The 14,391-nt window shown below is 42.9% G+C and carries 12 protein-coding genes; 3 read left to right on the top strand and 9 right to left on the bottom strand.

The genetic code is table 11. The annotated features are described in order from the left end of the window. Positions 1 to 67: 67 nt before the first annotated feature. On the bottom strand, positions 68 to 2,596 hold the full coding sequence (gene torA / locus L4C35_RS16990) for a trimethylamine-N-oxide reductase TorA (protein ID WP_428464005.1): 2,529 nt from the start codon (positions 2,594 to 2,596) through the stop codon (positions 68 to 70). Positions 2,597 to 2,667: 71 nt separating this feature from the next. Next, complete coding sequence (torC, locus tag L4C35_RS16985) at positions 2,668 to 3,834, bottom strand: pentaheme c-type cytochrome TorC (protein WP_428464004.1); 1,167 nt, start codon at positions 3,832 to 3,834, stop codon at positions 2,668 to 2,670. 199 nt (positions 3,835 to 4,033) lie between these two features. On the opposite strand from torC, the gene torR reads away from it, so the two are divergent. Then, entirely contained in the window at positions 4,034 to 4,747 is a 714-nt protein-coding gene (torR, locus tag L4C35_RS16980) for a two-component system response regulator TorR (protein ID WP_048898526.1), read from the top strand. A gap of 458 nt (positions 4,748 to 5,205) precedes the next feature. Here the strand turns inward: torR and panP are convergent, their stop codons facing one another. The 6 genes from panP to L4C35_RS16950 form a co-directional block, all read right to left on the bottom strand. Continuing rightward, positions 5,206 to 6,858 (bottom strand): pyridoxal-dependent aspartate 1-decarboxylase PanP, encoded by a 1,653-nt coding sequence (panP, locus tag L4C35_RS16975; protein ID WP_428464003.1) that lies wholly within the window; start codon positions 6,856 to 6,858, stop codon positions 5,206 to 5,208. 120 nt (positions 6,859 to 6,978) lie between these two features. After that, the gene (locus tag L4C35_RS16970; RefSeq protein WP_428464002.1) at positions 6,979 to 7,959 is read right to left on the bottom strand and encodes a DUF2860 domain-containing protein; all 981 of its coding nucleotides are present in this window, start codon (positions 7,957 to 7,959) and stop codon (positions 6,979 to 6,981) included. Positions 7,960 to 8,080: 121 nt separating this feature from the next. After that, positions 8,081 to 8,593, bottom strand: a complete 513-nt coding sequence (locus tag L4C35_RS16965; RefSeq protein WP_428464001.1) for a hypothetical protein — start codon at positions 8,591 to 8,593, stop codon at positions 8,081 to 8,083. Positions 8,594 to 8,808: 215 nt separating this feature from the next. Further along, on the bottom strand, positions 8,809 to 8,910 hold the full coding sequence (locus L4C35_RS16960; RefSeq protein WP_141226244.1) for a MetS family NSS transporter small subunit: 102 nt from the start codon (positions 8,908 to 8,910) through the stop codon (positions 8,809 to 8,811). Between the two features lies 1 nt (position 8,911). Then, on the bottom strand, positions 8,912 to 10,393 hold the full coding sequence (locus L4C35_RS16955) for a sodium-dependent transporter (RefSeq protein WP_428464000.1): 1,482 nt from the start codon (positions 10,391 to 10,393) through the stop codon (positions 8,912 to 8,914). Between the two features lie 395 nt (positions 10,394 to 10,788). Then, positions 10,789 to 11,391 (bottom strand): hypothetical protein, encoded by a 603-nt coding sequence (locus L4C35_RS16950; protein ID WP_428463999.1) that lies wholly within the window; start codon positions 11,389 to 11,391, stop codon positions 10,789 to 10,791. Between the two features lie 146 nt (positions 11,392 to 11,537). Here L4C35_RS16950 and cydH point away from each other — a divergent pair, with 146 nt between their 5' ends. Then, complete coding sequence (cydH, locus tag L4C35_RS16945) at positions 11,538 to 11,627, top strand: cytochrome bd-I oxidase subunit CydH (RefSeq protein WP_428463998.1); 90 nt, start codon at positions 11,538 to 11,540, stop codon at positions 11,625 to 11,627. A 212-nt stretch (positions 11,628 to 11,839) separates the two neighbouring features. Next, complete coding sequence (locus L4C35_RS16940) at positions 11,840 to 13,105, top strand: patatin-like phospholipase family protein (RefSeq protein WP_428463997.1); 1,266 nt, start codon at positions 11,840 to 11,842, stop codon at positions 13,103 to 13,105. Between the two features lie 95 nt (positions 13,106 to 13,200). Here the strand turns inward: L4C35_RS16940 and L4C35_RS16935 are convergent, their stop codons facing one another. Next, positions 13,201 to 14,106: a manganese-dependent inorganic pyrophosphatase gene (locus L4C35_RS16935; RefSeq protein ID WP_428463996.1), complete on the bottom strand. Its 906-nt coding sequence runs from the start codon at positions 14,104 to 14,106 to the stop codon at positions 13,201 to 13,203. Between the last annotated feature and the right edge of the window lie 285 nt (positions 14,107 to 14,391).

Genomic DNA, 14,391 nt, shown 5'->3' with positions numbered 1-14,391 from the left:
AAGGTAGCTCATTCAAGCTACCTTCATCAAGTCTGTGTGGCTCATAAAGAGCCACACGTCACCTGTATTATGCTTTCATAGCAGGGAATAGAGGATCGATATCTGTTACTTCTGATGGGCCGTGGAAGCCTGTTACAGCAGGAACAACACCAGTGTACTTCTCGATATTTACAATCGCTGAGTGCGCTGACGTTGCCTGTGCAAGTTTAGAAGAACCAATATCTTGCGTCAGTACGTTTGGATCTCCGTATGTACAGATAGTACCTGGTTTGCCACCTTCTAGTGGACTGTACCATGCACCTTCTTCGATACGACAAACACCTTGAGAGTAATCGTCTGTAACAACGGCACCAGCAAGCACTTGGCCACGGTCGTTGAATACGCGTACTACATCACCAGATTTAATACCACGTGCCGCTGCATCTATCGTGTTGATGTAGATAGGCTCGCGATCCGCTACTGCGTAAGTCGCGCGTAGTTCTGTTGAAGAACATAGCTGCGAGTGCAGACGGTGGTTAGGGTGACAGCTCTGTAAGTGCAGTGGGAATGCGTCAGAACGAGGACCGCCGTGGCTACGCTCTTTCTTCTCAAACCACATTGGGTGACCTTGACAGTCGTCGTAGCCCATATCTGCGATAGTCTTACAGTAGATCTCAATCAGACCTGAAGCAGTACCTAGAGGCTCTAGATCTGGTTCTTTACGGAATGTTTCGTGACGTACCCACTCGTTACCAGCAGGGAAATCGATGAAACCTTCACCTTCCCAGAACTTCTTGAAGTTAGGCATACGAACACCTAGGCCACGGCCTTGTAGACGTGCACCGTTGTAGATCTCTTCAATCCATTCCATTTGTGTCTTACCGCCTGTGAATGCTTCTTCACGGCCGTAACGACGACATAGCTCACGGAACATTTCGAAGTCATCTTTCGCTTCAAACATTGGCTCAACCACTTTAGGAAGTGCGATGATACCTGCGTTTGAGTGGTTACCGTATTGCTCAATGTCATCACGCTCATGCGTGGTAGTTGCTGGCAGTACGATATCAGCGAAACGACAAGTTGCAGTCCACTGGTGATCGATAGAAACAACAGTTTCCAGCTTACGCCACGCTTTGATCATCTTGTTACGATCTTGGTGGTGGTGGAACGGGTTGTTACCACAGAAGATAGCCATCTTCATTTCAGGGAACTTAATGTCGTGACCGTTCCACTGGATGGTTTTACCTGGGTTGTCGATACAGTCTACGAAACGTGCAACAGGGATGTACGTTGAGTAACCGTTGAAAGAACCATTGTGAATTGGGTCAACGCCAGTTACACCGCTGAAACCTGACATTAGTGGACCGTTAGACGTGATAGAACCCGCGTCATTGTAGTGCCAACCGAAGCCGAAGCCACCGCCAGGTAGACCAATTTGACCAAGCATAGCGGCAACAACAACCAGCATCCACGCGTATTGCTCGCCGTGTTGCATACGTTGTAGACACCAGCCACCGATGATTTGAGTACGACCAGACGCCATTTGGCGTGCAAGCGCACGGATATCATCAGCTTTAATGCCACAGATCTTTTCAGCCCACTCAGGTGTTTTCTCAACACCGTCAGACTCACCCATTAGGTAAGGTGTGAACTTCTTGAAGCCTGTTGTGTAGTCTGCAATGAACTCTTTGTTGTATAGGTTTTCAGTATACAGAGTATGCGCAATCGCAAGCATCAACGGAAGGTCAGTTTGTGGGTGAACAGGAACTTGATCACCACCAACGTACTTCATTGTTTCAGAGCGTACTGGATCAACGTGAATAACTTTAATTTCTTTGTTTTTCACTTTCTCAGCAAGTTGCTGGTAGTACTCGTATGGGCTGTGATCTGGAACCAACCAACCTACTTGTAGGTTTTTAATTGGGTCAGAACCCCAGATAACGATAGTGTCTGAGTGCTCAAGTACTAGCGGCCATGATGTTTGTTGTTCGTATACTTCCATTGCACCAGCAACGTAAGGAAGAATAACTTGTGCAGCACCTGTCGAGTAGTCACCCATCTTACCTAGGTAAGTACCGTGTAGACCAACAGCGCGGCTCATCATTGTACCTGCAGAGTGTAGTTTACCTACAGACTGCCAACCTGTGTGGCCAGCGTAAAGTGCGCTAGGGCCGAAGTTGTTCTGAACGCGTTCCATTTCGTGGTAGAAGAAATCAAGCGCTTGAGACCATGGCACACGAACAAAACGGTTGTCACCGCGTTGAGTCGTGTCAGATTTGTAGCCATGTTTTAGCCAATCGATACGTACCATTGGGTACTTAACACGTGCTGGGTTGTAAACCACTTCACGTACACCATCGATCATGTGAGTAGGGTGGTTGTCCTTTTCGAAAGGAGTAGTACTTACCCAAACACCGTCAACAACTTTAGCGCGGAATGCACCCCAGTGTGAGCCAGACAGTACGTCGCCAGTAAATTTAGCTTGTGATTCAGTTGCTGCCATTGCATTGCGTGGCGCAAGTAGGCTTGTACCCACTACAGAAGCTGCACTTGCTGCTACCATTCCAGAAAGGAAACGGCGGCGTGAAATGCCTTTGTTTAGAATTTGAGTCGCCATAATTGGAGAATCCTTTAATTATTTTAAATTCTGTGGATGGGGCGGAAGGGATACCTTCCGCCTATCGGGAATTAGTGTGCGCCAGCGCCGCCAGTATCTTTACCGTGGTTCTGAAGATACTTAAGTAGGGTACGTTCTTCAGTTTTGCTTAGACGGTAGTATGCGCTCATTGCATTCAGGCCAGAAATCCAACCGTTAGCAGTGAAGTGAGCTGGGTCTGGAGCAGCGTGACATGCATTACAAGTCGATGCGTACATGCCTTCAGCGTAGTTCCAGATTGGCTGAATGTTGTCGATAAGATCAGCGCTTGTTACCCATGCTTGAACAGAAACGTGTTGCCATACGATATCAGTCGCAGAGTCAGTTTTCTCTTCAATGATTTGCTCAGTCGCTTTAACGTCGCCACGGATAGTTGCTTTGAATACACGTTTACCCATGTACTCAGTCATTACACGGCCTTTACCCGCTTTTTCTAACCAACCGTCGATTTGAACTTTAACCATGTCGTCTTTACGTTCAAGAACAGTTACTTCAGATGCAGGAAGAAGTTTACCTTCTGCTTTGCTTGAAGCATCAGCAACAGCGTATAGGTCTTTTTCGCCAAGAGAATATAGTTTCTCAGCAGTAGCACCTTGGCTGTTAGCGGTAGCTTGTAGCACTTCGAAGTCTTTTTGGAAGCCGCCTGCCATGTTAGGCAGTTCGTGTGCAATACCTTTGTGACATTCGATACAGTTCATGTTTTCAGCCGCAGCTTTCTTCATTTCCATCGCAGCTTTAGCAGATTGCTTGCTATGGTCCATATCGTCGTATGAGTGACAGCTCTTACATGTTTTAGATTGTTGGCTACTCATACGTGCCCAAACAGCTTGCGCCATTTCTAAGCGGTTCTCTTCAAATTTTTCAGGCGTATCAATTTTGCCTGTAATGAAGTGGTGGTAGAGATCTTTTGCTGCTTCCAGTTTACGGAATACTTTACCAGGGAAATCTTTTGGCTGGTGACAATCAGTACAAACTGCTTGAACACCAGAGGCATTTTTGAAGTGAACAGATTCTTTGTACTCTTCGTAGTTTTGCTCCATGGTGTGGCACGAAGTACAGAATTCGATAGTCGAAGTAACCTCGAAGCCTTTGTGTACCACGAAGGTGCCCGCAAGGGTGATACCGATACCGATCAAAACCAGTGCAAGAATAGAAAGCTTGCTGCTAGGTTTGATCAACTTTTGCCAAAGTTTTTTCATAGTGGATGATTCCATTAAAGAATGATGTCACTGTAAGTAGCAGTGACGTATAAATTTTTATGGTTTAATCTTAAAACCACGATGTGAATAAGGATAAGGGTAGGGATTAACAGTTAAGGCAGATTTATGACAAATTGTTAATAACCGACTGTTGTGCTACCGTATTAAAAACAGCCAAATAATTAGAAAAGAGATAGAAATGAGTCATCACGTACTTGTTGTAGAAGACGAGATTGTGACCCGAACGAAGCTTGTGGGTTACTTTGAAAATGAAGGTTACAAGGTGAGCCAAGCTGAGAGTGGCGCGCAAATGCGTGACATTATGGCTAGCGAAAAAATCGACCTTGTAATGCTTGATATTAACTTACCGGGTGAAGACGGATTAATGTTAACGCGAGAGCTACGTAGTCGCTCAGAAGTCGGCATTATTCTAGTTACAGGTCGTACAGATAGCATTGATAGAATCGTTGGTTTAGAGATGGGTGCTGACGATTATGTAACTAAGCCTTTTGAGCTGAGAGAGCTACTTGTTCGCGTGAAAAACCTGCTGTGGCGCATCTCTCTGGTCGAAAAGGCACGAGATGAAGCGGTTGTTGAATTGCAAGAAGATAGCATTATTCGTTTTGGCGAGTGGCAGTTCGACATCAATAAACGAGCACTAACTCATAACGGCGTGCCTGTTAAATTAACGAAAGCAGAATATGAATTATTAGTTGCTTTCTCATCGCATCCCAACGTTGTGTTAAGCCGAGATCGTATCTTGAATATGCTTAGCCATCGGGTTGAAGCACCGAACGATCGTACTATCGATGTCTTGATTCGCCGTATGCGTTCTAAGATGGAAGCAGACCCGAAAAACCCACAGATCTTTGTTACAGTACACGGCGAAGGTTACATGTTTGCGGGTGATTAACTGTTGTTTATTTCAGCATGCAAGCTATTGATTTGCTGTTGCTGAAAATGACATAACTTGTCACATTTGAGCCGTTATACAGTGTATAGCGGCTTTTTTGTACGCGCTTATCAACACTTTTATTGATAACGATCAATTTATATTACGTGTTATTAACGCGTCTGAAGTGTGATATAGATCTTATTTGTATGTTGTTGATACAGAAATTGTTTATTTTTACATCGTGATGAGAGCTGGATCTCATTTGGTTGTGATAAGTTTTGATGAAAATGATAGCGGTAATTTATTACTCATAGTCATTTAATGAGAAACTGTGAAGGAAAAACGCTGAAAAAATAAGCAAACGATTCAGTGGGTAAATAATTTTTTAAATTTTTTTTAGGTTTGTTCGTATATAAAAGCAGCAAACACCTATCAGTCAGCCTGATAGATGTTTGTGAAATGCGAGAAACGCGGGTCTATTGGTGGCGTTTGAGGATTTGCTGAGTGAGTGAATGGATAGCAGGTAAGCTAAATTCACTCTCTTTGGCCAGCTCGCTTTGCTCTTTAAGTACAGCATGAAGTATCTCATTGCTGGTCAGAGGGTTGGCGAGAACAACGCGAAAAACAGTGGTGATTTTACGTTGCCATTGTTTAGGGTGAATCCGTGTACGAGATACAAATGATTTGCCTGATTCTCGTTGTCGTTTTTGAATGAATTTGGTGAGATCATTCAGTGCCTCTAATAACGTATTGCGCTCATCATCTGTAGCTAATAGTAGCGCACGCTGGGTGGCTTCTGGGACATAACGATAGGTGAGTAAGCATAGTTCAGGCTCTGTCACTAATTCAAAATCAGCCTGCTGTTTAATCAGATCAGCAAAGTATCGTGCTTTGTCGATACTTCCATTGATCAACAATTCGTAGCCTGGGCGACTGATAATATTTAGGCTAGCAAATAACAGCATAGCCATACCACTACGTGAACCTTCAAGCGTATGACTACCTAAATCTTTTGCCCCTTTTCGTAAAATATATTCAGCATGATGCTCGATGGCTGTCATTGACGCAGGGTTTTTGAAAATAACCATGCCAGCGCCCATAGGGACATAGAGCTGCTTATGTGCATCGATAGTGACAGAGTCAGCACGCTCAATTCCTTTGAGTAAATGTCGATATTTATTCGACATTAAGGTCGCGCCACCCCATGCTGCATCAACATGGAAATGGCATTGGTGTTCTTGCGCAATTGTTGCCAGTTCATCGAGTGGATCAATGTTGCCAGTTTCGGTTGTACCCGCCACGCCGATTATCGCAATGGGTTTAATCCGCTTTGCTTTAAGATTAATCAGTGTTTGTTTCAAGTCATCAGTACAAATCCGATTGTTTTCATCGGTCTTGATTGGAATAACACATTCTCGACCTATACCTAGTACATCAGCCGCTTTTTTTAACGAGTAATGACCACGTTCTGAAACTAAAATGGCTAAATCTTCATAGCCATAATGCTTCATGGCGCGAAATAGCCCTTCTTGCGCAACGCCACGAAATTCACCATCTGCTTTAAGTACGTTATTACGCGCAACCCAAAGGGCCGTGATGTTTGCAATCGTGCCCCCAGAGCAGAAAGAGCCCAGCGAGTGATTAGCACTGTGCATCCATTGCGCATAAAAATCGTCGGCCTGATCATAAATTAAATTATGCATCATCCCGAGAACTTGGCGCTCTAATGGCGTAAAGGCTTTAGATGTTTCAATCTTCACTAGGTTTTGGTTCAGACCAATCATGATCTTTGATAGCGGCATTAAAAAATAGGGCAACGCCGATGTCATGTGGCCAATAAAACTTGGGGCAGAAGTATGCACCGATTGCGCCACTAACTTATCTAACAAAAATTGGGTGTGATCGGAAACAAAACTCGGTGTTTCAGGAATATCAGCACACGAGAAATCCTTCTCTATTTCGGCCAAGGGCTTTTCTACTGCCGCAATGTGGTGGCGTAGAAATTCATTGAGATTCTGAGATATATCCAGCTCAATGGCACCTAGTGTAGAATCAGGTGCTTCAGGCACTGTAAAAATGCGATGCATCGACGCTAACGATGCGTCTGCTTGTCGGTTATCCACTACCATATGCTTTCTAACTAAAAATATTTCCTTACTTATAACATATTAGCCACAATCTCCCACAAAACTTATTTTCCATAAATAGGATGTTAGGGGGCTATTGTGGCTAAATTGTTGGTTATTTGGTCAAAATTTATAATTTAAACCTACTGTTGCCAACAGACTGTCTTCATCGTAGAAGGTTATATTAGATTGTGATTGGTTATAGCCAACGAGTGAAATCGCCGACCAACTTTGCCAACCAAATGGTTGACGATATTCATAGGCTAAGAAAGCCCCCCAACGGTTATCTTTTTGTTCTTTGTTAAACACAGGGTTCGCAGTATCAAATGTGGCGTGATCATAGCTAACGGTGAATGCAAAGCTAGATGAACGGAATAATTGTATAAGGCTGGCTTCACCACCATAAATGGTGTTGGCCATTGCTTCACCTTCGCTATCAATGCGAGTGTAGTTTACTGCGCCGCGTAGCATCATACCTCGACCAATGAATTGGCTGTAGGAGCCTTGAGCAAATAAAATGTTAGCATCGCGATCGAGTAGTGCTTGATCTTGCTTGCTGAAGTTAGCAAAACCGCTTTTTTCATGATCATAACTTTGGTGGCCTACCGCAAGCTCACCAGAAAAATTCGAGCCCATAATTTTTTCTGCGGTTAGACGCAGTGCACGTGTTTTGACTTTGGTTTCTTCTCGTTCTTCATTCAGGATAAAAGGATCGGCCCATGTCTTTTGCTTTAATAAGCCAGGGACGAAGCTAAAACTGAATGTGCCTGTATCTTCAAATTTTTGGCGGTATCCCAGTTCTAAATGAAAACGGCCAAGGGCGATATCAGACCGGCGAGTACCAAAGAAAATTTGCTGATCAGTCGTTTTGAAGGTGTAACTAAGCGTACCGATTGGTGCAATCAGAAAACTATCTTGCGTTGTCGCTTTTTGGTTAGGTGAAGAGAGTGTCTTATTATCGGTAATGAACTGAGAGGTTGAGCGTGTATAGCCAGTGATGACCGATATTTCACCGCCAAAACCTGGTTCCCAGTCCGTATTAGGCCTGCCAGCATAACTCGATGCTGATATCACGGCTAGGCAGAGAAGTGAGTATCCTTTCATACATCATCCTTGTTATCACAGTAATAAAGGCTTCATGCCTAAATGTGTTTGTATTCTTACTTTGGCGAAGAATACAAACACAGTATGATAATTATACGGTGAGAGAGGCTTTTTTGATCAATTATTTACATTCGATAGTTTCAATCTTAGTGATTTTTTCGTTGTAAGCATTTAATGGCTTTTCAATGTCACCAGGATGAGAAAGTAGGTCTGCGAATGCGCTGCGTAACTCGTAGTTTTTAGGATGTGGTTTACTTTGGCGATCATCGAATGCTTGTTTAGCAAATTTACTTAATTCATCGTCTTGTTGAGAGATGGCTTTTACATCTTGCTGAGAGAGCTTTAACCATGACTCGACAGATTGTGACAAGTCTAGACGTGACTGATCATTTTTCAAGAACCAATCAAATGCCTGGCGGTTCAGCTCAAAGTGGTGTTTGCGCCCCTCTAAAAACCACTGTCCAACTTCTTTCAAGTTCTCGTCTTTTTTGACAGATAGTGCGACTAAGCTTTCGTACCATGAAAGGGAGGCATCAATATACTGATGGTATTTATTACTAACGCAGCTATCGCTAGCGGCCATAGCACTTGTTGGTAATAGGGCGAAAGTGAGTAGTAGAGCAGGTAACTTCATTGCCAATCCTTGAGAATGTCATCGTTATTATCGACCAAACATGCGCTGCAAATAGATGTGTTTGGCATTGATTGAATTGTAATAGCTTGATTGACGGAAAGAAAAGGATTCTTTACTAAAATGATACAGGATTGGCATTCCTTAGTGTTAATCGTCGATACAAATAAAAAGAGGCTCAAAAGTGAGCCTCTTTATTGTTTCTAGATGAAGTTAGATTATTGGCGATTTTTCTTCATCGCGACTGAGATGCAGTAAGCTGCACCTCCCCATGTGATCCCTAGGCCAAATAGCATCATAATGATTGCACCTGTAGTCATATTAAGCCTCCTTTTGGATTACGGGTTTAGATGTCACGTTAATAATAACGGCTAGGATAAACATGGCTGCTACCAGCCCCCAACCCAACATTAATAGGTCAGAGGTTGCGTAGCCACCGTAGCCATCAGTAAAGGTATTCACTAGGTTAGTTGCCAGAATAATCGCAAGCATTGCAGGGCTTAGGAAACGAAGACAAATTTCGAACCACTTGCCAATACTGAATTCAGACATTTTGTTCACGTAGTCTCGTACGTCTGAAATTTTAAAGAGCCATGCGATAACAATCAGTTCAATTAAACAGCTTGTTAGTAGTGCAACGTTGTTAATAAAGTAGTCAACCAAATCAAGGAGTAATAGACCGCCATTAGTTGCAAAGGCAAGGGATACTACGAAACCTGTCCCGCAAACTACCGATGCGGCTTTTTTACGGCTCCAGTTGAGTTTGTCGATAATGGCTGATGTCACCGCTTCAATGATGGAAATATGCGAACTTAGGCCTGCAACAACCAATGCAAAGAAGAACAGTGGCCCCAGAATATAAGGTGCTGGTAGCAAGTTTATTGCAGCTGGAATGGTCACAAAGGCTAAACCAACACCAGCGGAGACAACTTCCGTAAGGGGTTTTGCTTGCTCTTGGGCCATATAACCAAGGACACCAAAGATCAGTACACCCGCTGTGATAGAGAAACCACAGTTAATTAATACTGTCATGAAAGCATTATTGTTGATGTCTGATTTTTCAGGTAAGTAGCTAGAGTAAGCAATCATAATTGCAAAGCCGACACTTAGGGTAAAGAAGATTTGACCATAAGCCGCAGACCATACTTTAGCATCTAAAATTTTACTGAAATCAGGTTGGAACAAGTAGTTTAGGCCATCCATTGCACCAGGCAGGAATAGCACTCGTGCAATTAACCCAACAACCATCAAAAATAGCAGTGGCATCATAATTTTAGATGCGCGCTCAATACCGCCTTTTACACCTGTGTAGATAGCGGCAAACGTGATCCCCCAAGCAAGTATCATAGGAATCGCAATGTGCATTTGAAGGCTACCCAAGCTACTTGGTGAATTATCACCAAGTTGTAGGTATTCGCTAAAGAAGAAGGCGTTAGTATCAGCGCCCCAGCTCTGGGTAAATGAATAGCCTAGGTAGGAAATCGCCCAGCCAATAATTGCGACATAATAAACAGCAATGATCGCTGCAATAAAGACTTGGAACCAACCTAGCCACTCGAGTTTTCCCCCCAGTTTTGCAAAAGCACGTGGCGCTGCACCTCGGAGTTTATGCCCTAGGCTAAACTCCATGATCATGAAAGGGATACCGGCAGAAAGCATGGCAAAAAGGTAAGGGATAAAAAATGCGCCACCGCCGTTTTCGTATGCCATGTATGGGAAACGCCAGATGTTACCCAATCCGATGGCTGAGCCAACCGCAGCAAGAATGAATCCAGCGCGTGAGCCCCATTGTTCTCGTTTCATAAACAACTCCTTTGTACTGCTATTCACTAGTCATTAAAGAAAAACTAGAGAAAAATGCTGAGAATTTCCTTTTTTGAACACGGCTTCTGGATTGTTAAACCGTGTTGATATACCGAGAGTAACGAGAGACAAAATGTAAAGCAATAGAGTGTAACTTTGTTAACCACTTTGCGTGTTGGTGTTAACTGTTGTTGTAGGGTGGTCGAGCGGACGTGATTGTGTGGCGAGAGAAAACTATGCAGTGTTTATAACTACTCCCAATAGTATTGATAGTGATATATTTTATTTTTGAAATGAGTTTTATTGGCTGCAAAATCACCAGAAACCAGTATGAGACTGTCTTTTCTATTGTAAAGGGTGATATTTTCAGCCAAATGAAAAATTATTCATGTAAATTAGAAGGAAAATTGCACGCCGAGGTTAGTTTGAAACTGACTAAATAGCTCGGAGTCTATAGCAACTTTGCAGGTTTCATCGCCTGTAGGTAAGGTGCAGGCTACTGTCGTGTTACTTTTTACAAAGTTTGCAAGCCATCGACCTTCTAAAATAACTTTTGCATTTTTACTCAGTGCGTATTCAAGCCCGCCAAATAAGCCACCAGAGAAGAAAACATCTTTTTCAGACCAAGAGGCATTAACAAAAGTCCCCCCTAGACTTGCACCGAAATAACTTTCTAGCTGTTGAGTGGGTTGAAACCGTAGTGAACTCTGAAAGTGGAGGTAGGTAAATTGAGTGTTGCCACTAATATTTTTTGTATCCGTATTTTGATGGCTCAGAAACATACCAACTCGACCAGGTTCGAGATCGGTTTCAATGGCGAGATTGTAATTTGCAGCATTGTTAACTGAGACTTTTTCCCCTGATTCATTATTCATAGAGCCAGAGTAGCTATAGCCGACAGTTGGTGTGACGTAGATGTTGTCTGTCTGTGCGGCGGTAGAAAAGGGGAGACAAACAACTAAGCTTGAAAATAAGATCTTATATGAGTTTAACTGCATTGATATACCCTTGGTTTAGTATTGATATGTAGTCATATTGTGACATCCATCTGCACTTCTCGCATATAATTCACCCTCAAACTTGATCTGCGCCTAAACTAGAGTTACAAAGTTGTTAAAACATTATGTTGTATAGGGGATTAGATATGGATACCGACCTAAAATTAGCGCTTGTTGCCGTAGCTGCTGCACTTGGCATGATCATGACGTTCTCTTTTATCTCTGTAACGGCTTAACAAATATAGCGTAAATTAATACCGCTATAGTGAATTAGTGTTGCGATTCGTTGTCATTGCGTGTGTTTACTTGATGACGAACCAAAGATAAAAGCCCCAGTTTACTCTGCGTAATAATAAACGAGACATTGATAGTGTCTCGTTCCATCTTTGTTCAATAATAAGTGATATATTGAAGACTTAGCCTCTGATAGCACTGTGTGTATTTGGATATGACAAATCGCTTATCATTTAGTTTGAAACAATCAGATTTACAAGTTGTAAATCAAATATCTAGCCAACTTGCGGGTATCAATCATAAGAAGATTGCCTTAGTCGTGCAAGGCGGCGGGCAGCGCGGTATTTTTACAGCGGGGGTTTTTGATTCGTTCTTAGAAGCAGGTTTTGACCCTTTTGACCTGTACATCGGGACATCGGCTGGCGCGCTTAACCTCTCGTCTTATATCAGTCGTCAGCCACGATTTGGCTATAACTTTATTGTTAATTACACCACTCAAGATGATTTCTTTAACCTTTATAAGTACCTTAGCAAACAAAAGCCAATGGACTTAGATTGGGCGCTAAAGTGTGTTTCACCTTCTGGCGATATTCCATTAGATTTTATGCGTGCTCGTGATGTATTGAAACATCGAGATGCATTGGCCTCAACCACGCGTAAAGACACATTGGAAGATATCTATTTACCTATGTTTGGTGACGATTGGCATGATGTATTGCGTGCATCTTGTGCGATACCTGTTCTTTATAATCAACCAGTCAATATTAACGACCTAGAATGGGTTGATGGTGGGGTTAGTGCTGCAGTACCAGTGCAAGAAGCATGGCGTCGTGGCGCGGACTTGGTGATTGTTATTCGTACCGAGCCTGTTGAGGAGCAAGATGAATGGGATGATATGTTCGATGATTGGCGAGACAAGATTGAACAGTCAATTCCAGGCTATATTGAAAAACTTAATCGTAATCCGTCGATAGGGAAATTGCGCGCTGCTCATTCGGATCTGTCTCAGCGTTTTCAGCAATGGAAATTGAGTCTTGATGATGAAGAAAGTGTGCAGCAAGATGCTGATTTTTCAGATGAACTAGCGGCTAACTCTCATTTACCAGCAAAAGTGAAATTGTTTTTGCAAAACCACAAAGACAAACGCTTGACCAAAACCAACAATGGTAGCTGGAAATGGTTGGCGCACAATAATATCGAACGTTTTCTTAAGTTAACCGGGAAAGGTAAGAACGCAGATGTGATAGAAATGCTGACACAGTATTATCAAAGTTATCGCGATCAGTGTGACTTTTTAGCAAATGTGCCAGATGGTTTAAAAGTGATTCAAATTGCGCCAGAGAAGGGTTTAAAAAGCCGAGCGCTATTAAGTGACAAAGATGATTTAGAAGTCGATTACCGTGAAGGAAAGGTAGTAGGAAGGGAGTTTGTGGGTCATTTTGCAGAGCTGATCCAAACCTCGAATAAGCATAGTGATTAAGTGCCCTAATAGACTCTTTATATAAACTGGCCTAACTTGAACAAAAAAGGAGCACAATGTGCTCCTTTTTTAATGTTATTACAATAGCTTGCTGATTAAGCAAGTACTGTTTGTAGCCAAGGCCAGCCTTGTTTCTTACGGCTTAGCGTGTTTTCCATCATAAGCATGCCATCTTTAGCGTGAGTATCTAAAGTTGCATTCCACTCACCTTTGTAAAGTAGGCGAGTTGTGCTTGTTGTGATGTCTGTAAGCATAAGTGCAGCCATTGCTAGACCTTCTTCGTCACAACGACGCTGTAGATCAGCGTTTAGCTCATCGATCATTGCATCAACTTGCTCTAGTGTTGCTAGCTCGATTTGGCCAACAACAACGTTGCGATCTTTGAATGGGTATGCTTTAAGATCTTTTTCTACAAGCTCAGCAGCAGAAAGACCTTGAATGTCTGTTTTTGCGATTAGAAGTTCTTTGATGAATAGGTCAAGATCTTCAACGCCCGCTAGTGGTGCTAGCTCGGCTACTGCATCTTTATCTTTTTGAGTACAAGTTGGAGAAGCAAAGCCTACTGTGTCACTCAGAATTGCTGACATCATTAGCGTTGCAAGTTCACGAGTGATTTCAGTTTCTTCCATCTTGAATAGGTTGAACATGATGGTGCAAGTACAACCAACAGGCCAGATCCATGCTTCAAGCGGGTTAACTGTCATCACGTCACCTAGACGGTGGTGATCAACAATACCTACGATTTCAGCATCAGCGATATCGTCTGGTGCTTGTGCTAGGTCAGAGTAATCTACTAACCATACTTTCTCGCCAGCAACGCCAGTACACATTTCTGGTTGATCAACACCAGCAGTTTTTAGGATGTGCTGAGTTTCACGGTTTAGTTCGCCTTGACGAACGGCTTTCGCTTCTAGGCCGCGAGCTTTAAGTAGTTCAGCACCAACAAGTGCAGAACAAATGCTATCACTGTCAGGGTTCTTGTGACCAACAACTTGAATCATGATGTTTCCTTTACTGCGTCTGTTACAGCGTCAGTGCTGTAAGACTGAATGGGGCATACTCGGTATATTGAGTATTCGCGATGGCGTAATTTTAGAGATTTTCACAAAAATAACAATTGCGAGCGGCAAATTTCGTTTCAGTTGATTAAAAGCCCGCCTTTTTTTTTCGTTAATTTAAGGGGTTAGCACAGCGGCATACGGTTTTTATGCACTGTGTTAAAGTGTTTTCGCGTCTGTATTACGCTTGATATATGATGAGTGCACCCAAGGGTAATACGAACCATG

The sequence above is a fragment of the Photobacterium kagoshimensis genome (assembly GCF_050337045.1).
In the GTDB taxonomy this organism is placed as follows: Bacteria; Pseudomonadota; Gammaproteobacteria; order Enterobacterales; family Vibrionaceae; genus Photobacterium; species Photobacterium kagoshimensis.
The sequence above is the reverse complement of the archived record's forward strand: the minus strand, read 5'-3'. Positions and strand labels throughout refer to the sequence as shown.